Source organism: Sinorhizobium sp. BG8 (assembly GCF_016864555.1).
In the GTDB taxonomy this organism is placed as follows: Bacteria; Pseudomonadota; Alphaproteobacteria; order Rhizobiales; family Rhizobiaceae; genus BG8.
In genome coordinates this window covers 1,546,034-1,568,212 of the sequence record NZ_CP044011.1, presented here as the reverse complement: position 1 = coordinate 1,568,212, position 22,179 = coordinate 1,546,034, and the positions used below count along the sequence as shown (strand labels likewise).

The 22,179-nt window shown below is 64.4% G+C and carries 14 protein-coding genes; 12 read left to right on the top strand and 2 right to left on the bottom strand.

The window, feature by feature from the left end; translation table 11 throughout:
• Positions 1-9 precede the first annotated feature (9 nt).
• From F3Y30_RS07265 to F3Y30_RS07230, 9 genes are all read left to right on the top strand, one after another.
• Complete coding sequence (locus F3Y30_RS07265) at positions 10-723, top strand: phage baseplate assembly protein V (protein ID WP_203425806.1); 714 nt, start codon at positions 10-12, stop codon at positions 721-723.
• Between the two features lie 9 nt (positions 724-732).
• Entirely contained in the window at positions 733-1,020 is a 288-nt protein-coding gene (locus F3Y30_RS07260) for a hypothetical protein (RefSeq protein WP_203425805.1), read from the top strand.
• Between the two features lie 3 nt (positions 1,021-1,023).
• Positions 1,024-1,401, top strand: a complete 378-nt coding sequence (locus tag F3Y30_RS07255; RefSeq protein WP_203425804.1) for a GPW/gp25 family protein — start codon at positions 1,024-1,026, stop codon at positions 1,399-1,401.
• 10 nt (positions 1,402-1,411) lie between these two features.
• Positions 1,412-3,835, top strand: a complete 2,424-nt coding sequence (locus F3Y30_RS07250; RefSeq protein WP_203425803.1) for a hypothetical protein — start codon at positions 1,412-1,414, stop codon at positions 3,833-3,835.
• A complete protein-coding gene (locus tag F3Y30_RS07245; RefSeq protein ID WP_203425802.1) occupies positions 3,832-7,326 on the top strand; it encodes a baseplate J/gp47 family protein in 3,495 nt (1,164 codons plus the stop codon). The genes F3Y30_RS07250 and F3Y30_RS07245 overlap by 4 nt, the downstream gene beginning before the upstream one ends.
• Positions 7,326-8,339 (top strand): hypothetical protein, encoded by a 1,014-nt coding sequence (locus tag F3Y30_RS26260; RefSeq protein ID WP_246752899.1) that lies wholly within the window; start codon positions 7,326-7,328, stop codon positions 8,337-8,339. Before F3Y30_RS07245 ends, F3Y30_RS26260 begins: the two co-directional genes overlap by 1 nt.
• The gene (locus F3Y30_RS26255) at positions 8,255-9,304 is read left to right on the top strand and encodes a hypothetical protein (protein ID WP_246752898.1); all 1,050 of its coding nucleotides are present in this window, start codon (positions 8,255-8,257) and stop codon (positions 9,302-9,304) included. Before F3Y30_RS26260 ends, F3Y30_RS26255 begins: the two co-directional genes overlap by 85 nt.
• A gap of 272 nt (positions 9,305-9,576) precedes the next feature.
• Positions 9,577-12,816 (top strand): DUF6519 domain-containing protein, encoded by a 3,240-nt coding sequence (locus F3Y30_RS07235; RefSeq protein WP_203425801.1) that lies wholly within the window; start codon positions 9,577-9,579, stop codon positions 12,814-12,816.
• A 10-nt stretch (positions 12,817-12,826) separates the two neighbouring features.
• Positions 12,827-13,186, top strand: a complete 360-nt coding sequence (locus tag F3Y30_RS07230; RefSeq protein ID WP_203425800.1) for a hypothetical protein — start codon at positions 12,827-12,829, stop codon at positions 13,184-13,186.
• A 96-nt stretch (positions 13,187-13,282) separates the two neighbouring features.
• Here F3Y30_RS07230 and F3Y30_RS07225 read toward each other — a convergent pair whose 3' ends face one another.
• Positions 13,283-16,357 (bottom strand): efflux RND transporter permease subunit, encoded by a 3,075-nt coding sequence (locus tag F3Y30_RS07225; RefSeq protein WP_203425799.1) that lies wholly within the window; start codon positions 16,355-16,357, stop codon positions 13,283-13,285.
• A gap of 10 nt (positions 16,358-16,367) precedes the next feature.
• Positions 16,368-17,468, bottom strand: a complete 1,101-nt coding sequence (locus F3Y30_RS07220) for an efflux RND transporter periplasmic adaptor subunit (RefSeq protein ID WP_203425798.1) — start codon at positions 17,466-17,468, stop codon at positions 16,368-16,370.
• A 425-nt stretch (positions 17,469-17,893) separates the two neighbouring features.
• On the opposite strand from F3Y30_RS07220, the gene F3Y30_RS07215 reads away from it, so the two are divergent.
• The 3 genes from F3Y30_RS07215 (at position 17,894) to F3Y30_RS07205 (ending at position 22,107) form a co-directional block, all read left to right on the top strand.
• Positions 17,894-18,424, top strand: coding sequence for an RNA polymerase sigma factor (locus tag F3Y30_RS07215; protein WP_203425797.1), 531 nt, complete (start codon positions 17,894-17,896; stop codon positions 18,422-18,424).
• 86 nt (positions 18,425-18,510) lie between these two features.
• A complete protein-coding gene (locus F3Y30_RS07210) occupies positions 18,511-19,455 on the top strand; it encodes a FecR domain-containing protein (RefSeq protein ID WP_203425796.1) in 945 nt (314 codons plus the stop codon).
• A gap of 180 nt (positions 19,456-19,635) precedes the next feature.
• Positions 19,636-22,107, top strand: coding sequence for a TonB-dependent receptor (locus tag F3Y30_RS07205; RefSeq protein WP_203425795.1), 2,472 nt, complete (start codon positions 19,636-19,638; stop codon positions 22,105-22,107).
• The last annotated feature ends 72 nt before the right edge of the window (positions 22,108-22,179 follow it).

The following is a 22,179-nucleotide window of genomic DNA, read 5'->3' as shown; positions in this document are numbered from 1 at the left end:
GAGTGAGACGTGAACGATTTCCCTGCCGCCGCCGAACGCAACCGTTCGCACTACGAGCCGTTCTACGGCAAGTACCGGGGCATTGCGACCGACGTGAACGACCCCAATCAGCTCGGTCGCATCAAGGCTCGCATCCCCTCCCTGCTCGAGGATTTCGAGACGGGCTGGGCCACACCCTGCGCTCCCTACGGCGGAACGACGTCCGGTTTCTTCTCCCTGCCCCCGATCGGCGCCGGGGTATGGATAGAGTTCGAAGGGGGAGACATCTCCCGGCCGATTTTCGCCGGCTGCTACTGGGGGCTGGGTGAAGCCCCCATGGCGCCGCCGGCCTCGCCCGCCGACCCGATGACAAAGGTGTGGCGAAGCGAGCTGGGCCTCACCATCGCGCTCGACGACAAGACGCAGACCATCACCCTTTCTGATCCCGCGGGGGCGAACCAGATCGTTCTGAACGTGCGCGAATCGTCGGTGACGCTGCGCGGCATCACCAAGGTCGTGTTCGAATCCGCCAAGATCTTCGAGGGGAGCGCCGTTGCCTTCCACCCGGCAGTCCATGGGGACCAGCTCATGACCTACCTGAACACGCTGGTGACGATCTTCAACACGCACATGCACGTCGGACAGATGGCGGCAGGCATCCTGCCGGTGACGCCGGCACCCTCGGTGGTGCAGATGATGCCGCCTCCGCCGTCCCTGCTCTCCACCAAGGTCACGCTGGACTAGGAGCTCGTCATGGCCATCAAACCGGGCAATTTCTCTGCTGATCCCACCGACGTCTCGGCGTTTGTCAATTCCATGGCAGAGACGATGGAAAAGGAACTGAACAAGCTTCTGGAACTCGACGACATGGAGCCGCTTTCGACCTCCAACACCGACCGGGAGGTCCGGGCGCGGCGCCGGATGTTCGTCGCGATTGCCCGTGGCGTGGCGCTGCATCTTTCCGCCCATCCGGAGGCGTTCAAGCTCCTTCCGGCGATCGGCGGCACGACCATACGCGTCAACAACATCGAGGTGGTATGAGCGATGAGCGCTACGTCCACCTTCCTCGACTTCCCCTTCGGCATAGACGTGCAAGGGCGCACCGCCACCACCGCCGATGACGATCACATCCGCGACATGATCAAGCTCGTCCTGTTCACGGAACCGGGCGAGCGGGTGAACCGGCCCGATTTCGGCAGCGGGCTCAAGCAGCTCCTCTTCGCCCCCTCCTCGGACGCGCTGGTGGCGGCCGTCGAGGCGCTGGTCCACGGCGCGCTGATCCGGTGGCTCGATACCGTCATCACGGTCGAGGCCGTGGACGTGCAGGCCGGCGAGGCCACCCTTGAAATCGACATAACCTACGCACGGATCGATACCGGAGAACGCCGGTTCGAACGCTTCGTGCGACAAACGACAGGTTGAGGAGGCGGCGATGGCGCGATGGCGGCAGGGCCTGATCGATTGCGGAGAGGACCGGCGAAGGCCGATGCTCAGCAGTGCGGCCCATCCGCTGAACGGCATCGACTTCGTCGAATACACGCGGACACCCGGCACGCGGCAGCTGACCATCACCTTCGTCAAGGCGCGACCTGCAGCGCCACCGCTGGAGAAGAGCCACTTCAGCATCTCGGGCGGAATTCGCGTGACCGGCATCGAGGTGGAGTCGATCCTGCTGCCGGCCGCAGCCCCGCAGCAGGTCACGCTGATGTTGAGCGCGGAGGGCGACTTCTCGACCTATGTCGTAAGGGTGGAGCACCCCGAGGTCGACGAACAGCTCAGCGAAGCAAGCTTCGGATTCAAGGCCGCATGCCCTTCGCCATTCGATTGCCGCGAGGACTGCAACTGCGGGGCGGTCCCGGCAGAGGAACCCGCCCTCGACTACCTCGCCCGTGACTACCAGAGCTTCAGGCGCATGCTTCTCGACTTCGTGAGCGCGCGCAATCCCAACTGGACGGAGCGCCTTCCATCCGATCTCGGCGTCACGCTGGTCGAGCTGTTCGCCTATGCGGGAGACTATCTCAGCTATTTCCAGGACGCGGCAGCAACCGAGGCCTATCTGGATACGGCGCTGCACCGGGTCTCGGTCAAGCGGCACACCCGCCTGATCGACTACCGCATGCACGACGGCGGCAACGCCCGCACGTTCGTTCATCTCAACTGCATCGCCGCCGGCACGGTGGATGCGGGCACGCGGATGTGCACCCGGATCGATCGGCCTCTCGTCGGATCGACCGGCCTGCCGGGGAACGTCATCCGGCCCGATTCCGGCTTTTCTACCGATCCGGCCTTCTCCGAGGTCGTGCTCTTCGAAACAGAGACGGACCTTGCGGTTCTGCCGGAGCACAACGAACTGCGGATCCATACCTTCGGCAATGCCGAATGCTGCATCGGCGCCGGCACCACCGAGCTCTATCTCTTCCATCTGGCAGCGGACGGCCGGGCGGTGCGCCCGTCGCTCGGCCCTGCCGACCTGCTGCTTCTCGAAGAGGTCAGAAGCCCCCGCACTGGAGAGCCGGTCGATGCGAACCCGTCGAACAGGTGGGTGGTAAAGCTCGTGGAAACATCGGACACGACGGACGAAGCGCTGACGGATCTTCTTGCTCCACGTCTCAACATCGCGGACGCTGCCCTCCCGCTCCTCAGAGTGGAATGGAGCGTTTCGGAAGCGCTGCCCGAGGCGATCCAGGTTTCCGCCGTCGGAAGCGATCTCCTTCCGATCGACCCGGTGACAGTGGCACGCGGCAACATCGTTGCGGCCGACCACGGCCTGACCATCTCGCTCGACTCCGGGCGCGACGAACTCGGCCTTCCTGCCGAAGGCGGAGGCCGCTATCCGATTGCCACCCTTGGCGTGCCTGCCGCACCCGTCACCCACACCGCGAACGGACCTGCCGTGGAACTTGTCCTGTCCTTTGCGGGTCAGGAGGACGAGACCTGGTCGACGGTATCGGATCTGCTCGACAGCACGCCCTACGACCAGCACTTCGTGACCGAGGTCGATGACGACGGCACTCCGAACCTGCGCTTCGGCGACGATATCTATGGGCGCATGCCACGCGAGGCGGAGCGCGCGCAGCTCACCATGCGCATCGGCAACGGGGTCGCGGGAAACATCGGCGGCAGCTCACTGGTGCATATTGCGACTACAGCGGGCCTTGTCGACGCCATCTACCAGCCGCTCGCCGCGAAGGGAGGCACGGATCCCCAGCCGATTGCCGAGGTGAGGAGACTTGCGCCAGCCGCGTTCCGAGCCGAGCAGTTCCGCGCCGTCACCGAGGACGACTGGCGAAATGCCGCGCTCCGCCATCCCGAGGTGCTCGATGCGCGCGCGATCTTCCGTTGGACGGGAAGCTGGCACACCATCTTCGTTGCCATACACCCGCGCGATTCCCGCAACCTGCTGCCCACCGCCGGCGGCGGATTCGCGCTCGAGGTCGGGTTCGCGAGGCGGATCCACGATCACCTTCGCCGTTTCAAGCTGGCAGGGTATGATCTCGCGACGAGAAGCGCCGTCTACGTCCCCATCGAGATTGCAGCCACGCTGTGCGTCGCCCGCGGCTATTTTCCCGGCGACGTCATGGCTGCCGTTCGAGACGTGCTCGAAGGCTTTTTCGACCAGGACCACGCAGCCTTCGGCAGACCGGTCTATCTGTCGCAGATCTATGCGGCGATCCGCCCGATCGAGGGTCTCGAATCCGCCACCGTCACGACGTTCAAGCGCTACTGGGAACCCGACAGAGGTTCGCTCGATCGGGGCGTCATCGACATCGACGCCTTCGAAATCGCGCGACTGGACAACAATCCGAGCGCGCCGGAGTTCGGCGTGCTCATCCTCGAAACCGCGGGGGCACGATGATGGGTAGTTCCTGTTCCGATCCCTTCTGCGGCTGCCGGAGCGAGACTCCGCTTACCCCGCTCAACGTCTTCAACCGACCCGGCCTCAGTGCGCTCTCGTATCGCATCGGCACCTTCTCGGCCTTCCGTCTCACGATGCTCGAAGCGATCGCCAGGGACCCGGCGCTGTCGCAGCTCACCTCCCGCGAACCGGACGACTACGCGATCTCGCTGATCGAGATGTTTGCGGCGATGGGCGACGTCCTGACCTTCTACGGTGAGCGGATCGCCAATGAGTATTTCCTCGGGACAGCTAAAGAACGCGCGTCGGTGGAGCACCTCGTACGGCTGATCGGGCACGAACTTTCTCCCGGGCTCGCCGCGACGGCCATGCTCGCGTTCGAGCTGGAGGACGGGGCACGCGTGCGTGTGCGCAAGGGCCTGCCGGTCATGTCGATCCCCGGGCAGGACGAGGTACCGCAGACCTACGAGACGATCGAGGAACTCATCGCCCATGCCGACCTCAACGCCCCGCGCGCCTTTGCGCCGCCCATGGCGCTCGAGGCTTTCTCCGCCGGCCGCACCGGTTTTGCGCTGACAGTTCGGCCCTCCAATCTGAAAACCGGGGACGTGCTCGCCATTTTCGATGGTGAGGTCTTTGAGGAGAAGCGTGTCGAGGCAATCGAGGCACAGTGGGGCGGCCTTTCCCTGCGCTTCGCCCCGCCGGTGCAGAGCCAGGGTCTCGTCGCCGAGCGCACACAGGTGCGCCGGCTCGAGCGGCGGTTGGCGCTTTTCGGCGGCAATGCCCCCACCACTGTGCAACTCTATTCGACAAACCCGGCGCTGGAGCCGGACAAACGCTGGTCGACCCATACGGTCAGCGACGCTGTTCCACCCTCGGACGACGGCTTCTATCCACTCGAAACCAAAGTCTCGGATCTCGCACCGGGCACGCGCGTCGTGATCGACCTCGGTGGCACCGGAGGCCAGTTGATCACCGCCAGCGTCGAGGCGACGCGCGACGGGCTCGCCGGTATCGAGACCACGGATGGCCTTGACGTCTCTCAGCTGGCACAGACGGTGACGCATTCCCGGTTCACCCGCACCATGGCGGGCCGCCCCACCCTTGCGGCCGTCGGCTCGCAGACGGAGATCGTAAGCCGGGACGGCGCCAACGGCTTCATCGCCTTCCTGCCGCCGGCGGGCTTCAGTTCGGCAACGCAGGTAATCGAGGACCTGACGCTGACCGGAGACCCGGCACTCGTGGCCATTCCCGGGGCAATGAAGCTCTTCGCCCGCGATGGCGAGAGAGCGCTGGTGGAGCTGACGCGCTCGGGCGTACTCTGGGGGACACCGGTCAATCACGGCGGCATCCTGACCGGCGACCCGGCAGCAGCCGTCCTTCCAAACGGCGAGATCCTGGTGTTCGGCCGGGGCCTCGACCGCGGCCTCTGGGTGATCGGCGTCGGCATGCCGGCACACGGGTGGACATCGCTCGGCGGATGGATCACGTCGCCACCGTCAGCGACAAGCTGGGGCGGGGCGCATGTCGACGTCGTCGCCCGAGGCGGCGACCGTGCGCTATGGACCCGAAGCCGCGATGCCGTCTGGTCGCCGTGGACCAGCCTCGAGGGCAAGCTCGCCTCTGCGCCCGCCGTCGCCTCGACAGCCGCCAACAGGCTCGACGTCGTCGCCCGAGGCGATGATGGTGGCCTGATCCATCGGCGCTGGACGGGGACTGCCTGGACGGACTGGACCAATCTCGGCGGCAATTTCGCAGGCACGCCCGCAATCGTGGCGCTTGGACCGGATGAGGTCGGTGTCGTGGTCCGCCGGACCGACGGGACGCTCGGCCATATCGGCAGGACCGGCAATTCCTGGTCCGAGTGGCAGCTGGTCGACGGCCATCTCGCCTCGGACCCGGTGGCGACCGTCGTCTCCGGAACCCTCGGCGTCGCGGCTCGCAACAGGGACGACCTTATCGTGGAGAACGCGAGGCAGAGCGGCGGATGGGGTAACTGGACCCGGCGCGAGGCTCCGGTCGCGGTCACCCTGGACCGGCGGCAAAGTCGTATCCTTCAGGTCGGAGCGGAAACCATCGACCCGCGTGCCTTCGACTATCCTTCAGAACTTGCGGGCGGCCAACTCGTCATTCGAAGCACGCCTGGCGCCGCCCAACTCGCCAAGGGCCGGCGCATCCTCATCGAGGCCGGCGGAACGCAACACCTTGCCTCGATCTCCTCGGCGACGCCCCTCTCAGCCGTTTCCGGCGAGGCGGCCGACCATGTGCTTGTCGCCTTTCTCCCACCGCTCCCGCGACCGCTTTCCGCAGTTACCGTCAAGGCCAACATTGCCAACGCCAGCCACGGCGAGACGCAGCCGGAGGAACAGCTCGGCCATGGCGACGCATCCAAGATCTTCGCCTCGTTCGGGCTCCAGCGCACGCCTCTCACACATCTCCCAGAACCCGGCAGCCTCGTCGGCCGCGCCGATCTCGAAGTCAGGGTCAACGGCGTGCTCTGGTCGCCGGTCCCCAGCCTCTTCGGCCGCAAGCCGTCGGACGAGATCTACACGCTCACCACCAGCGATGGCGGTGGCACGACGGTCGGTTTCGGCGACGGCCGCACCGGCCGCAGGCTGCCGACCGGGCCGCTCGCCGTTACCGCGCGCTACCGCAAGGGCATCGGGCTCGTCGGCCGTGTCCGTGCCGGGCAACTGGCGCTGCCGCTCGAACGACCGGTGGGCCTTCGCGCGGTCAACAATCCGATGGCCTCGACCGGCGGCGCGGACCCGGAGGAGCGGGACGCAGCGCGCAAGAGCGCCCCCAATCAGGTCCGCACGTTCGGCCGCGCCGTTTCGCTGCAGGATTTCGAATGGCTGGCTATATCGACGCGCCTCGTCACGCGCGCCATCGTCTCCTGGGTCTGGCTCGGGCTCGGGAAGGCCGTCCACCTGAGCGTGCTCGGGGAAGGCGGAGCCAGGCTCTCGTCCGACGCTCTGGCACAGCTTGCCTCCGCCCTCTCCTCGGCCCGGGATCCAAACTGGCCGCTGTTTCTCTCCAGCATCACGCGGGTGCCGGTCACGGTTACGGCACGGATCCTCGTCGATCCGCGATATGACCGCGACACCGTCATGGATGGCGCCCATGCCGCCCTGACCGCGGCATTCGATCCCGAAAGGGTGGAGCCCGGCATGCCGGTGCATCTGAGCCATGTCTATGCCGCCCTGCAGCTCGCCGAAGGGGTCACCGCCGCCGATGTCGATGTTTTCCATCTGAAGGGGCACGAGGCGATGACACCCACCGAACGCAAGGTCCGCGCCGTCGATAGCGGACCCTTGCAGAAACACATTCGCCTTTTCCTGGCACGGCCACTCCCCAAGGATCTGCTGCTGATCGACCGCTTCGCAAGACGCGGTTTCGAGGACGGCGTCGCGCCGGCAGTGCTTGCGGCGGAACAGGCGTTTATCGAGGATCCGCGCGACATAACGCTGACGGCGGTGGAGGCCCTGTGATGGCTTATTCGAACGCACCGGCCGACAAGCTCTTCAACCTGCTTCCCGCCTATGTGCGCGAGGAAGATGCGCGCAACGGCGGTCCGCTGAAGGCCTTGCTCAACGTCATCCAGCAGGCGTCCGACGACATCGAGGATGACATCCGACAGCTCCACGCAAATGCCTTCATCGAGACATGCGAGCCCTGGGTGGTGCCTTACATCGGCGAACTCATCGGCAACGAGCGGCTGGCATCGACCGAGGCGGAAGCGACGCCAAACGCCGCGCGCGACATCTTTCCGGATCTGCGCGGACCGCGGCTCGAACCGCTCTCCGCTCTGCGCACCAGAGCCGACGTTGCCAAGACGATCTACTATCGGCGGCGCAAGGGAACCCTGCCGATGCTCGAGGAACTGGCCCGCGACATCACCGGCTGGCCGGCCCATGCCGTCGAATTCTTCGAGAGGCTCATCTGGACGCAGTGCATTCGCAACAGGCTCAGGATGGAAACGGTGACACCGGACGTGCGCCGGGTCGAGACCTGCGGGCGCCTCGGTACTGCCTTCGACGGCTTCAGCCACACGATCGATGTCCGCCCCCCGCCCGCACCGAGGGTTGGCACAACATCCGCAACATCGGCCTCTTCCTCTGGCGGCTCGGCGCCTATCCTCTCGAAAAGGTCACGCCGCGGCGGGTCGGAGACTTCCGCTATCACTTCTCCCCGCTCGGCAACCAGGCACCGCTCTTTTCCGCCCGCCGGCGCGAGGCGGCCGAGACCGAGCTTGCCACGGAACTGGATGTGCCGCAGCCGATCCGTCCGGCACGGTTTCACAAGGACCTCTCAGACGCCGCGGCGATGGTCCCGCCGCCCGCGCACAGTGAGTTCTACGGATCGTTCGATACCACGCCGGGCGAAACGATCGCCCCCGACCAGAGCATCTTCCTCACTGTGGACAGCATCCCGGTTCCGGCCGCGTCGATACACTGCGCCGACCTGTCAACGTGGCGGCAGCCGCCCGGCGCTCTCGTCCTGATCGACGTGGCGAGGGGCCGTCTCGCGCTCGGCGCCCTGTTCTCCGCCGACCCTGTGGTCGAGGCCAGCTATCACCATGGGTTCCCCGCCGATCTCGGCGGCGGTCCCTATCAGCGCAGAGCATGGCTGACGAATCCTCTGAGCGCGGAGCTTTCCGCCACCTATGTGGTCGACGGCACCGGCGTACCGGGCACCTTCGCCACTGTCGGCGACGCCTTGCAGCAATGGAAGACCGATGACCGCCCACGCGCGCTGATCCGCATCGGCGACAACCGCAGCTATCCCGAGACCCTCGCCATCGATCTCCAGGCGACGCAGCGCGGTTCCTTCCTTGCCATCGAGGCTGCCGACGGCATGCGGCCCCACCTGCAACTCGCCGGGCCGTTGACGGTGACCGGCGACCGGCCGGATTTCGTGCTGACGCTTGGCGGCTTACTGATCGAGGGACAGATCAGGCTCGAGACTTCCATTTCCCGCCTCAGGCTGATCCACAGCACGCTGGTGCCGGGGCTCAGCATAACCGATGGCTCCATCCCCTCGCCCGAACCGAGCATCGTCGCGACAGCGGGAACGCCCGCCGCGCCGCTCAACGACCGGCTTTCGCTCGAGTTCGCCTTCTCGATCAGCGGCGGCATCGCAATTCCCCGTCTTGCACGCAGGCTGACCCTGCTCGACAGCATCGTCGACGGCGCGATCGGACCGGCACCGGACGACACGACGACAGGTGCGACGGGCCCGATGCTTTATGCCGAGCGCTGCACCGTGCGCGGCGAGGCTAGCCTGCGCGGCATCGAATACGCTTCGGCCTCGATCTTCGAGCGCCGAGTCACCTGCGAGCGCGTACAGGAGGGATGCGTGCGCTTTTCCTACGTCCAGCCCCTTTCCCGCGTGCCGCGGCGGTATCGCTGCGAGCCCGATCTCGCGGAAGCCCTGGAAATCGAGCTGGCCGAGCAGGCAGCCCCCTGACCACGACGCAACGCCAGGCGATCCGCGATCGCGTACGGCTGCGGCTGCGCCCCGAATACACCGCCGAGCCCTACGGTCAGCCCGCCTATCTGCAACTCGCCCTCGACGGCCCTCTCGAGATCGCGACCGGAGCGGAGGACGGCGCGGAGATGGGCGCCTACTGCCATCTCAAGCAGCCGCAGCGCGAGCGCAACCTGCGCACCCGGCTTGAAGAATACCTGCCATTCGGCCTCGACTACGGCCTCATCTACGTGACCTGAGGGAGAGTGAAGATGTCCGGCGACTATTCGCGGTTTACGCATGATGCCAGAAAGCGCTTCACCAGCCTGCTTACCCAGCAGGGCCGCGTCCAGCTCGATTCCGACTGGAACGAGGCGGCCGACATCGAGCGTGAAAGGCTGCGGACACAGGCGCTCGACACGTTCGGACCGGTGGGCGTGCCATATGCCACCACACCCGATGGCTTCAAGATCACGGCTCCCGTCGCCAATGATTTCTCCGTCGGCGACGGCCGGATCTATGTCGACGGACGCCTGGCCGAGATCTTCCCCGGCGAGAACGTCACCTATCAGTCGCAGCCTTTCCTGCCCGATCCGCCGGCGATCGGGGGCACGAACTACAATGTCTATCTCGACCTCTGGGAACGCGAAATCACCTACATCGAGGACAACGACCTCCTGGATAAGGCACTCGGCGGCGTGGACACGGCGACGCGGATCCAGCAGGTGTGGCAGGTAAGGACGCAGCTTACGGCACAAGGCCCCGCCGCATGCGGCACGCCGTTCGGCACGCCAGCCTCCGGCGGGCGCATGTCCGTCGCGGCAATTGCGCCGCCCGCACCGGAGGATCCCTGCATCGTTCCACCGCTCACCGGCTACCGCGGCCTCGAGAACAGGCTCTACCGGGTGGAAATCCAGACGCCCGGTCCGCTCGGCACCGCAACGTTCACGTGGTCGAGGGACAACGCTTCCCTGGTCACCAGCATCGGGGAGATCACCACCACTGCCGGCAAGTCGTCGGTACGCGTGGGCCGCATCGGCCGCGACCGGGTTGCGCGCTTCGCGATCGGCGATTGGGTGACGGTCACCGACGATCACCGCGAACTCCATGGCGAGGCGGGCAACATGGCCCGCATCGACGATATCGACGAGGCGAACGCCATCCTGAAGCTGGACCGGGCACTTGGTGCCACGGGCCGCCCCTTCGCCACCGCCCCCTCCGACCTTCTGGCGCGCCATACACGCGTGCAGCGTTGGGACCAATCGTCATCCGATCCGCTGGTCGGCGCCGACGGGACGATCCTGACGGCCGCAGGCCCCATCGCCATCGAGGAAGGCATAGAGGTCAGTTTCTCGACGGTCGGCGCCGAGGGCTTTCATGTCGGGGACTACTGGCTGTTCGCCGCTCGCACCGCCGACGCCTCGGTGGAGGAGTTCACCGACGCGCCTCCGAGGGGCATCATCCATGCCTACGCACAGCTGGCCGCAGTGAACGGGCCGAACGTTTCGGATTGCCGCCCGCAGCCGGTGACCAGCGAGGGGTGCTGCACCTTCGTGCTGAACCCCGGAGAAGATATCCAGCAGGCCATCGATCAGTTGCCGCCTTCCGGCGGATGCGTCTGCCTGAAGACGGGGGTCCACCCTCTGCGGGCACCGCTCTTCATCGCCAAAAACGATGTCAGCCTGCATGGAGAGAGCACCGGCGCCATCCTCGAGATCGGCGAAGGCCCGCTGCTGACGGTATCTGGCAGGCGCCACCGAATCCACGAGCTGCAGTTCCGCCGCCAGCGCGGCGGCCCCGCCATGGTCAGTTTCGTCAGGGCCCAGGATTGCATTTTCGATGACTGCACCGTCTCGGGCGGCGGAAGCGAAGACGGGGGCATCGCCATCAGCATTGTCGAGTCGCAACGCATCGACATTGCCCGTTCGACGGTTTCTGGCACGGACGTGAACATCCATATCGCCGGCGGTCGCACACGGCTTGCGACCGTCACCGACTGCTTCCTTGCCGGAAGCCGGAGCGAGAACTCGGAGGAAGGCGGCGCGCCGGGCACCGCCGGCATCCTCCTCCAGGGCCGCGGCGGTGACTTCGGGCGCATCGAGAACTGCGTGATCGGCGGCGTGGCCAACGGCATCGTGTGCCTCGAGAAGGAAGCAGACCTCGCGGTGGAAGGCCTCAGCATCATCGGCAACCGGATCGAGTGCGTGGCCTTCCGACAGGTGCTGTCCGAACGCAACATGGGCGTCGGCGTGATGGTCGACGGCGGCATGGTCGGCGGCAACGCGGTCACCATGGAGCGCATGCCCGAGTTCGCGCCCGTCACGGCAATCGCCGTCGGCGGCGCAGGCCTCAGGGTCGAGGACAACGAGGCCGGGATCACCTCTCCCCGCGGCAGCGGACCGCCGAGCATCGGCATCCATGTCGGCTGGAACGGAGAGCAGGGAAACCTGCTCACGACCGACGGCGTGGTCGCGCACAACCTCATCCGCGACGCCGAGGTCGGCCTCTTCGCCGAGGCGCCGCAAGCGAGTGTCGTGGCCGGCAACGCGGTGCACTACGAGCCCCAGGAACGTGCGGCGCTGACGGTGGGGCTACTGGTCCTGAGCTCCCGCGGCGGGCGATACGACGACAACCGGATCACGGGGATGACGTTCGGCATTGCCGCGGCACTCGGCGACGGCAACAGCTTCGAGCGCAATGTCATCGAGCGCGGCCAGGTCGGGATCGGCACGGGACGTGAAACGGGATGCTCGCTCATGGGCAACGTCATCGGCGCGCAGGAGCGCTTCGGCGTGCTGGGGTTCGACTGCCGGGGACGCATGAGCGTTCACGACAACCGCGTCTCCCGAACCGGCACGACGACGAACGAGTTCCCAAAGGTCGGCGTATTCCTCCTCGGGGTCACGGGACAGGCTAGCGTCGAGCGCAACGAGATCGTCGACACCGGCTTCGATGCGGACTTCAACGTGTCACCCGGCTCGGCGCTGGGCATCGCCGTCATCCTTTCCCTCGAAGCCGCCGTGAGGGACAACATCGTCAACTACAGCGGCGGCTGGGATGGGATTGTCGAGAAGCGCGGCTTCGGCGTCGAGGACCGGTCGCTCCTGATGCAGGGGATGAGCCTGCCCAGCATCATTCCGACAGACGGCGTTACCGGATATCCGGCCCTCGTCCAGGGCAACCGCTTCGAAGGCATGGGATTTTCGGCGCTGGTCCAGTTTCTGGAGCGCGACCGGAACGACCCGTTGCTGCGTTTCGAGCGTGTCAGCTTCGCCAACAACGACTGCATGCATCGCTCGCCCCGCGATACCGACACCGCCGTGACGCTGTTGCTCAAGGGACGGCATGCACTGGTTTCCGCCAACGCCTTCCGCGCGTTTCCGGGGCAACCGGCCTGCGTCGATTTCCAGCAGATCACCCGCCCGGTCTTCGTCGGCAACTATTTCGTGCGGGCACCGATGAGTCCCGCTCCTATTCCGGCCGCGATGCTGGCGACCAATATCGACCTATGAGGAGAACGCCATGAACATCGAGGAACTCTTGAAGCAGCAATCGGCATGGGTAGACCGCGCCGTGGAAACCGCATTCCAGATCACGCAGCGCGGGAACGGCACCACGCCTGAAGAGGCTGGCCTCGAGCAGAGCCGCCTGATCCGGGAAATCGAGACCCGGATCCGGACGCTCGAGGCACGACGGGAGGCGACACTGAAGGCGTTCGACGCCGCCATAGAAGCGGCGCGCCGCTCCCTCTCCGAAAACCAGCCGAACAACCCGACCATCGCTCGGGCGAAAACCACCAAGCCGGCGTCCACCAAGACGGCCGCTGCCAAGCCGGTAGCCGCCAAAACGGCGGCGGCCAAGCGCAAGCCCCGCGGCAAATAGACGGAAGTTCCCCAGTTACCGGGGGTGATATGCGCAGGAACGAAGGAACAGGCGCGAACTCCAGCTATCGCATCATGCGGCAATGGCCACGGGCGTCTACTCCGCCGCCACTGGGAGATGCTTGACGTTCGTCGCTTCGCTTTGCCGGGCGATGCGGCGCCCGACCGTCGCGTAGACCATCGGCACGACGAACAGGGTGAGCAGCGTGCCGAAAGACATTCCGCCGACGATGACCCAGCCGATCTGCTGTCGGCTTTCCGCGCCGGCACCCGTGGCAAGTGCCAGGGGAACGGCCCCGAGCACCATCGCACCTGTTGTCATGAGGATCGGGCGCAGGCGCAGCGCCGCGGAATCGATGACGGCCGCAAGCCGGTCGACGCCCGCCTCCTGCCGCTGATTGGCAAACTCGACAATCAGGATGCCGTGCTTCGTGATGAGGCCGACCAGCGTTACGAGGCCGATCTGCGAATAGACGTTCAGTGATCCCCCGGAGAAATAGAGAGCCGCCAGGGCCCCTGTCATCGAAAGGGGAACCGAGATCATGATGATCAGAGGATCGCGGAAGCTCTCGAACTGTGCCGCAAGGACCAGATAGATGAAGCCGAGCGCCAGGACAAAGACGACAGCGAGACTTTGACCGGCCGCGCGGAACTCCCGGCTGGGCCCGGAGACGTCCGTGTGCACCGTATCCGGCAGCACGTCTCGCGCAGCACTCTGGAGATAGGCCAGAGCATCGCCCGTCGATGTTCCCGGAACGAGGTTTGCGGAAACCGTTACGGATCTCAGCTGGTTGAAGCGCTTGAGTTCCTGCGGTGCGACACTCTCGGTGACGTTGACGAGGTTCGACAGCTGGACCATCTCGCCGCTCGCGGACTTGAGAAAGATGGTCGACAGGGTCGAGGGAGAGGCGCGATCCGAAGCGGCAAGCTGGACATAGACATCATACTGCTCGCCATCGCTCTCGAAGCGGGTCACCTGCCGTCCGCCGAGCAGCGTCTCCAGAGTGCGGCCGACCACCGATACGTCGATGCCGAGGTCGGACGCCTTTTCACGATCGATGTCGATGGACATTTCGGGCTTGTTGAGCTTCAGATCCGTATCGACGTTCGTGATGCCCGGGTAGTCGCTGATGCGATCGAGGAAGCGCCGCGTCAGCTGGTCCAGCTCCTCGTAGGTCCCAGAACTCTGCAGCACGAACTCGATCGGACGCGCATTGTTCGATGTGCCCAGCGACGGCGGATTGTTGGCGAAGGCATTGACGCCGGCAATGCGCCTCAGGGACGGCAGCAACCCGGCCACGAGCTCCTGCTGGCTACGGCCGCGCTCGTCCCAGTCCTTCAGCCGACCCATGATCAGGAAACGATTGACCTCGGGCATGCCGTTGATGGTCTGGATGCTGCCGAGCTCGGTGATGGGCTTCAACAGCTCCTCGACCTGCCGGGCGTAACGCTCCGTATAGGCGAGCGTCGAGCCTTCCGGCGCGGTTCCCATGACGCGGATGACGCCACGGTCTTCGACCGGCGCGAGCTCCTGGGGCAGCTTCACATAGAAATAGACACTGCCGGCGGCAACCGCGAACGCGAGCAGCGCGACGGCCGGGCGCATCTTGAGCGACGAGGCCAGCAACTTGCGATAGCCCCGTTCGAGCGCCGTGAGCCCGCGTTCGATGAAGGCGGAAACCCGCCCGGGCGATTTCTCGTGTCGCAACAGCCGCGAACACATCATCGGGGTGAGCGTGAGCGCGACAAAGCCTGAGACAAGCACCGCCCCGGCAAGTGTGAGGGAGAATTCGAGGAACAGCCTGCCCGTGCGGCCGGCGGCGAAGGCAACAGGCGCGTAGACGGCCGCGAGCGTCAGCGTCATTGCAATGACGGCAAAGCCTATCTCCCTCGTTCCCTTGATGGCCGCCGGGATCGGTTTCATCCCCTCTTCGATATGCCTGAAGATATTCTCGAGCACCACGATGGCGTCATCGACCACAAGGCCGATCGCAAGCACCATGGCCAGCAGCGTCAGCGTGTTCACGCTGAAGCCGAGGGCATACATGATCGCGCAGGTGGTGATCAGTGATATCGGGATCGTGACGATCGGGATGATCGAAGCGCGGGCGGAGCGCAGGAACAGCACGATGACGATCAAGACGAGCACGATCGCCTCGACGATGGTGTGATAGACGGCGTCGATCGCCTTTTCGATGAACACCGAATTGTCGTTGCCGATGGCGCCGGTCATGCCGTCCGGCAGATTGGCGTTGATCTCGGGCAGGATGGCCTGGATCCCCTCCGAGACGTCGAGCGGGTTGGCCACGGCCTGCTTGACGATGCCGACGACGATGGCGCTTTCCCCGTTGAAGCGGCTGGCGCGCCGCTCGTCGGCCGCTCCGAGCTCCACCCGGGCGACTTCACGGAGCCTGACGAGCGAACCGCTGCCACGCTTGACGATGATGTTCTCGAAATCGTCTACGCTGCTCAGCGCCGTCTTGGAGAGAACAGTGAACTCGCGATCGTTGCTTTCCAGGCGCCCGGCGGGGATTTCCACGTTCTGGGCACGCAGCGAATCCTCGATCTCCTGCACGGTGAGCCCGAGAGCGGCCAAACGTTCGCGATCGATCCAGATCCGCATGGCGTAGCGTCGTTCGCCGTAGATCTGCACGTCGGCAACGCCGGTGACGTTCTTGAAGCGGTCGACGATGTTCCGGTCGACGTAGTCAGTGAGTTCGAGAGGGCTCATCCGGTCGTTGCGGAAGACCACGAAGACGACCGGCTGGGCGTCAGCCTCGACCTTGGAAATAACCGGCTCGGTGATCTCGTCCGGGAGCCTCTGCCGCACCCGGCTCACACGGTCGCGCACATCGCTCGCCGCGACGTCGGGATCGACCTCCAGGCGGAAACGCACGGTGATCCGGCTCGATTCCGCCCGGCTCGTCGATTCGAGAACGTCAATGCCCTCGATGCCTGCGATCGATCCTTCGAGGATCTGCGTGACCTGGCTCTCGATGATGCTCGCCGAAGCGCCGGAATAGGTGGTCACCACGGAGACCACGGGCTCGTCAATGTTCGGATATTCGCGAACGGCCAGGCGCTCGTAGGAAACGACGCCCACGAGCAACATGAGAAGGCTCAGGACCGTCGCAAAGACCGGCCGGCGGATGCAGAGCTCGGATAGTCCCATCTGACGCTCCTCAGCTTCCCGCCTGCGCCAGCTCGCCGCCGACGATGTCGACCGCGGCGCCGTTGCGCAATCGCGTGTGGCCAGCCGTAACGACGGTCGAACCTGCCGGAAGGCCCTCGACTTCGGCGACACCCGCCCTGCGCGCGCCGATCGTGATCTTGGCCTCCTGCGCCTTGCCGTCGACAACGGTCCAGACGAAACGGTCCTGGCCCCGCGCGACGACGGCGCTCTCCGGAACGGCCACGGCCTTGCGCTCTTCGAGACCCTTGACCATGACGCGCGCGAAAAGGCCGGGGCGAAGCGCCAGATCGCTGTTGGGCAACCGGGCCCGAACGCTCATGGCCCTGCCGTTTACGTCCACCATGGGGTCGATCGCATAGATCGTGCCAGTGAACCTCTTACCGGGGAACGCATCGACAGTGACCTCAACACTCTGGCCAATGCGAACCTGCTGTAGATTGGCTTCCGGGACCTTGAAATCGACCTTGAGAACGTCGATTTTTTCGAGGTTGACGAGCGTGGTGCCGATCGGAACGTAGCTGCCGGTCGAGACGTTGCGCAGTCCGACGACACCGTCGAATGGCGCCAGGATGTCGTGCTTGGACAGCTGGACGAGCTGAGAATTCAGCAAGGTTGTCGCCGTGTTGCGCTCGGCAAGTGCCGTATCGAGGTCGCGCGTCGTGCCGGTACCGTTCTGCGCCATGCGCTGTGCCCGCTCGTAATTCGCCACGGCGAGATCGAGACGAACCCTTATTTCCTCCTCGGATGCCTTCGCCAGAGCGTTGTCGAGGCTGACCAGGACCTCTCCGGCCTTCACTGCCTGACCTTCATTGAACCGGATCGCGGCAATGCGGCCGGCGACTTCCGGGGCAAGCTGGACCGACTCGTCGGATTGCAGCGTGCCGATCGCCTCGATGTCGTTGGTCGAGGACACTTCCTCCGCTCTGGCCACCTCGACCGAAACGGCCGGGGCGGCCTTTTTCGCGGGCTGGGCGGCAGTCGCTGGAGCGGCCGGGGCGATTGCATCGAGATCAACCCAACGCCAATGGACCGCCGCCCCACCTGCCGCCGCCGCCAGGACGACGGCCAGCACTACTCCCGCGAATTTCATTGTCTTCCGCCTCGTCTTGTTGCAACGCACCATCGGGCCATAATCAGCGACCCGCCCGGAGAACAAAAATTAAATCTGCGTAATGTTCTGACGGATCGGTCACGTTCGCGTTATCCCCTGCCCGAACGTTGAGCACCATCGTCAACCGGGCGGGAATCGGTTCCTGTCCGACGCGAAAAGCTGCCCTCGCGGCTCGGCTGCCCCGTCTCTTTGTGACCAGTTCGCAACACTTCGCCGCAATGGTTGATGGGACACATTCACGGCATTCCTGTCCCGCGATCCCATACTTCCAACAAAAACAACAACTAAACATGACAAAAAGACACAAGTATAATGTCGCCCCGCGTCAGGCCGACTAAACCCTTACCGTTGCTAATGTTTTTTGATCGCAATATGAGGGCTGGGACGGCAGGCAAGGCAGACGGATGAACCGCACAGCAAGAGACATCGACGACGACGACCTGATCTCCACCTATCTTGCCCAGTGGAAATCGCTTCGCGGAACCTTGCGAAAGCGAACAGGTTCCGCCGATCTCGCCGACGATGTTCTGCAGGAGACCTGGATTCGACTGGCGACGACGAAGGTCGATCCGTCGTCGATCAGGGATCGCCAGGCCTTCATACTCCGCATCGCCGGCAACATCGCGATCGACCTCATCAGGCGGGAGACGAGACACACGTCGCGCTGCGTCAGCGACGAGGCCGTACTGCTTGCCGTGCAGGACAAATGCCCCTCCCCGGAGGTCGTGGCGATCGATCGCGACCAGCTGCGGCAGCTCGTGCGAGCGTTGATCGAGCTGCCCAGGAATGCGCGACTGGCCCTCCTCATGAGCCGTTGCGACGGCATGTCCCATGCCTCGATCGCCTCGAGGCTCAAGGTTTCCGAAAGCATGGTGGCGAAATACCTCGCGCAGTCGCTCCGCCATTGCCGTGACCATTTCCGTGCCGTTTCCTGAGCCGCCGCGCTGCAAGTTCGGCACCGTCCCTTCGTCTACATATGAGGCGCACAAGATGATCATGGATTTAGAGGCGGCGCAGTGAGATGGCGAAGATGAACAGGCGCGGCAATCAGGCTCCGGTCGACATCACGCTCAGCGACGAGGCGATCGAATGGATCGTCAGGCTGCAATCTGGTCGATCCACGCAGGAGGACTTCGACGGTTTCGCCGCCTGGCGCAGCCGCAGCGAGGAGCACGAGCGCGCCGCACAGGAAGCGGAAACGATCTGGAACGGCATCGGCCTTGCGGGAAGCAAGGTACGCGCCCGCACCACAAGCCGAAGGGCGGTCCTCGGGGCGGGAGTGCTCTGTCTCGGGAGCGTGGGACTGTGGAAGGCCGGCGTCCTCGGGCTGGGTCCGTCCGCGGATTTCGCAACGGCGATCGCGGAACAACGCCGGTTCGCGCTGCCGGACGGCTCCGAGATGCTTCTTGCCGGAAACAGCGCGGTCTCCCTCGGCTTCGACGAGCGGTTGCGTAAGCTCACGCTGCTGCAAGGCCAGGCCATGTTCACCGTTGCGAAGGACGCCGCAAGGCCTTTCCTCGTCGAGGCCAACAGCGGCACGACACGGGCGATCGGAACGATCTTCAACGTCGATCTGCGGCCATCCGAGACAGTCGTCAGCGTCGTTGAAGGCGTCGTGGAGGTATCGACGGAGAGGATGCCTACCCGTTCCGTGCAGCCGAAGGCGGAGCAGCGCGTCCGCTACACGGAGAATGGAGCACCCTCGGAGCCGGAAGATATCGATCCGACAATGGAAACCGCCTGGCAGCGCGGCAAGCTGATCTTCAACCGGCGCCCGCTCGAAGATGTCGTCGCGGAAATCGAGCGCTATCGTCGCGGCGAAATCGTGATCGCCCGGTCTCAGATCCGGTCGATGGCGGTCACCGGCGTCTTCGATCTTTCGGAACCCGACGCTGTGCTGCAAACCATCGCCGAAACACTTCCCGTGACGGTCACTCGACTGCCCTTCGTCACCATCATTCGTTGACGGGCGCACGCACGGCCGCCCCTCACGACATCCCCCGGTTAATAAGTTGAGTATTTTTTGAAACTTTTTTCACCCTACCGCTGCAAGTTCCCGGTTGAGGTTTCGTCCTTGCTGTATGAGCCCGATTTTCCAGCGTCCTTTGGATCGGGCAGGCAAATGAAACGGACAGGGTGAGACTTTATGCGCAAGCAAGCAGGGGACCGGATTTTCACTTTAACGACACGCCGACGCCGGCGGGGCCTCCTCGGCTCGGTCGCGGTGCACGCCGTCACGGCCGCCGCGTTTGTGCTGGCGGGGGCCGGAGCGTCCGTGGCGCAGGAGGTGAAGGTCAACCGGTCGGAACGCACGCCTGTCGGTCTCAACATTCCGGCTCAGGACCTCGGAACTGCCCTGACGGTGCTGGCGGATCGCACCGGCCTCAAACTTCTGTTCCCATCACAACTGGTAAGCGGCAAGACAAGCAATGCCGTCGCCGGCTCGTATTCCCGCGAACAAGCCTTGTCGCAGATGCTGGCCGGGTCGGGCCTCAGCTACAAATTCACGAGCGGCAATACGGTGACGATCAGCGGGCCGCAGCAAGCCGTTGACGGAGCAGCCGCCGACGGCTCAACCGCGCTGGAGGCAATCACTGTCCAGGGGCTGGGTGCATCGACGGAGGGAACGAACTCCTACACCACCGGCCAGATGAGCACGGGGACCAAGCTGCCGCTCTCCATTCGCGAGACACCGCAGAGCGTCTCCGTCGTGACCCAGCAGCGTATCAAGGACAAGAACTACGAGACGCTGGACCAGGCGCTTCAGGACGCAACCGGGGTAACCGCGATGCAGGGTTTTGGCGATACGCGATGGGAATACTTTGCCCGCGGCGGCCTCATCAGCAACATCCAGTATGATGGCGTCAGCAGCCCCATCAATCTGTTTACGCGCGACGTGTTGGTACAGGACAATCTGGCGATCTACGATCGTGTCGAAATCGTACGCGGCGCGAGCGGTCTCACCGAAGGCTCCGGCAATCCCGCAGCATCGGTCAATCTCGTTCGAAAGCATGCAACGGCAACACCACAATATTCGGCAGAAACCTCCGTCTCGTCCTTCGGCAACGCCCAGGCAACATTGGATGCCTCGGGGCCACTGAACGAAGCCGGTACTCTTCGGGGTCGGTTTGTTGCATCAGGCGGCGCGGGCGACGGCTACCGGGATTACTTCGAGCAGAAGAACGTGACGCTGTACGGAGTCATCGACGCGGACATAACCGAGGATACGACGGTCAGCCTCGGAGTGAGTTATCAGAAGGAAAACACCGACGGGTATACCTGGGGTGGATTGCCTTCGCGAGAGGACGGCTCGTTCTACAATTTCTCGCCGGAGACTTATCTCGGCAGCGACTGGGAATATCTCAAGAAGACGCAGAGCACCGTCTATCTCGACGTTGAGCATCGCTTCGACAACGATTGGAAGCTCAACGCCTCGGCTCGTAGAATTTGGGCCGATTCCGACATGCTTTCGTCCTTCATCTGGCGGTTCGCCGGTGACGTCCGCAAGAACGATCGCCTTTATGACTACGATGACGACCAGCATTCGCTGGATGTGCATGTGTCGGGACCGGTGGAGCTGTTCGGCCGGGAGCACGACGTCGTTGTCGGCGTCAGCGCGCAACGTGAAAAGTTCTCCTATGTCGGAGGCAGCAGCCCCTTCTATGTCATCGATCCGGAAAACTGGGATCCGACTTCCGTTCCCAAGCCTGACATCACGGTTGGATCATTTGCCGGGGACCTCGACCAGAAGGAAGCCGGGATCTACGCCTCCACACGGCTCGATATCACGGACTCTTTCAAGATCATCCTGGGCGGCCGTTTGAGCTGGTACTCCAACAACGACGTCTACAGCGACGACGAATACACCGCCGATGGACAATTCATTCCCTATGTGGGTGCGGTCTACGACCTCAACGACACGTTTTCAGTCTATGGGAGCTACACGGAAATCTTTCTGCCGCAAATGGCCTACGGTATCGACGGCACGCTTCTGGATCCGGCCGTCGGCGACAACAAGGAAGTCGGCATCAAGGGCGAGTTCCTGGATGGCCGCCTGAACGCCTCGGTCGCGCTGTTCGAAACCAATCAGACGGGTCTGGCGACCGAGCTCACCGACGTCATCTACTGCAACCCTTCGGCCTATACCTGCTACGAGGCGGCCGACAAGGTCCGCACGCGTGGTGTGGAGCTCGAAGTAACGGGCGCGGTCACTCCAAACCTGAACCTCGGTTTCGGCTACACCTACAGCGAATCCAAGTATGTGAAGGGCGAGAATTCGGGCCTGCGCTACAATACCGAGAAGAGCCCCGCTCATCTCTTCAAGCTGAGCGCCGCGTATCAGCTGCCCGGCGAGTATGAGAACTGGACGATCGGCGCCGGTGTGCGCGCCCAAAGCAAGACCTACTATCAGGGCGAGACCTACAGGATCGAGCAGCCGGCCTATGCGGTCGCGGACGCAATGGCGCGGTACACCTTCAATGAGAAGACGGTCCTGCAGCTCAATGTGAACAACATGTTCGACAAGGAGTACTACTCCTCGATCTCCGGCCTGACCTCCTATGGTCATTTCATCGGAGCCCCGCGCGAGTTTGTTCTTTCTCTTCGCCACAGCTTCTAAACCGTTCTCGGCGGCGCATCATGTTCGGAGCGCCGCCGCGATTGTCTCTGACCCACGGCTACCTGGGGTCCA

Bases quoted from the DNA above. Each gene is read 5' to 3' on its own strand.
- F3Y30_RS07260 (WP_203425805.1), top strand. From the start codon at position 733: ATGGCCATCAAACCGGGCAATTTCTCTGCTGATCCCACCGACGTCTCG.
- F3Y30_RS07245 (WP_203425802.1), top strand. From the start codon at position 3,832: ATGATGGGTAGTTCCTGTTCCGATCCCTTCTGCGGCTGCCGGAGCGAG.
- F3Y30_RS07215 (WP_203425797.1), top strand. From the start codon at position 17,894: ATGAACCGCACAGCAAGAGACATCGACGACGACGACCTGATCTCCACC.
- F3Y30_RS07225 (WP_203425799.1), bottom strand. From the start codon at position 16,357: ATGGGACTATCCGAGCTCTGCATCCGCCGGCCGGTCTTTGCGACGGTC.
- F3Y30_RS07235 (WP_203425801.1), top strand. From the start codon at position 9,577: ATGTCCGGCGACTATTCGCGGTTTACGCATGATGCCAGAAAGCGCTTC.
- F3Y30_RS07230 (WP_203425800.1), top strand. From the start codon at position 12,827: ATGAACATCGAGGAACTCTTGAAGCAGCAATCGGCATGGGTAGACCGC.
- F3Y30_RS07255 (WP_203425804.1), top strand. From the start codon at position 1,024: ATGAGCGCTACGTCCACCTTCCTCGACTTCCCCTTCGGCATAGACGTG.
- F3Y30_RS07210 (WP_203425796.1), top strand. From the start codon at position 18,511: ATGGCGAAGATGAACAGGCGCGGCAATCAGGCTCCGGTCGACATCACG.
- F3Y30_RS07205 (WP_203425795.1), top strand. From the start codon at position 19,636: ATGCGCAAGCAAGCAGGGGACCGGATTTTCACTTTAACGACACGCCGA.
- F3Y30_RS07220 (WP_203425798.1), bottom strand. From the start codon at position 17,468: ATGAAATTCGCGGGAGTAGTGCTGGCCGTCGTCCTGGCGGCGGCGGCA.
- F3Y30_RS26260 (WP_246752899.1), top strand. From the start codon at position 7,326: ATGGCTTATTCGAACGCACCGGCCGACAAGCTCTTCAACCTGCTTCCC.
- F3Y30_RS07250 (WP_203425803.1), top strand. From the start codon at position 1,412: ATGGCGCGATGGCGGCAGGGCCTGATCGATTGCGGAGAGGACCGGCGA.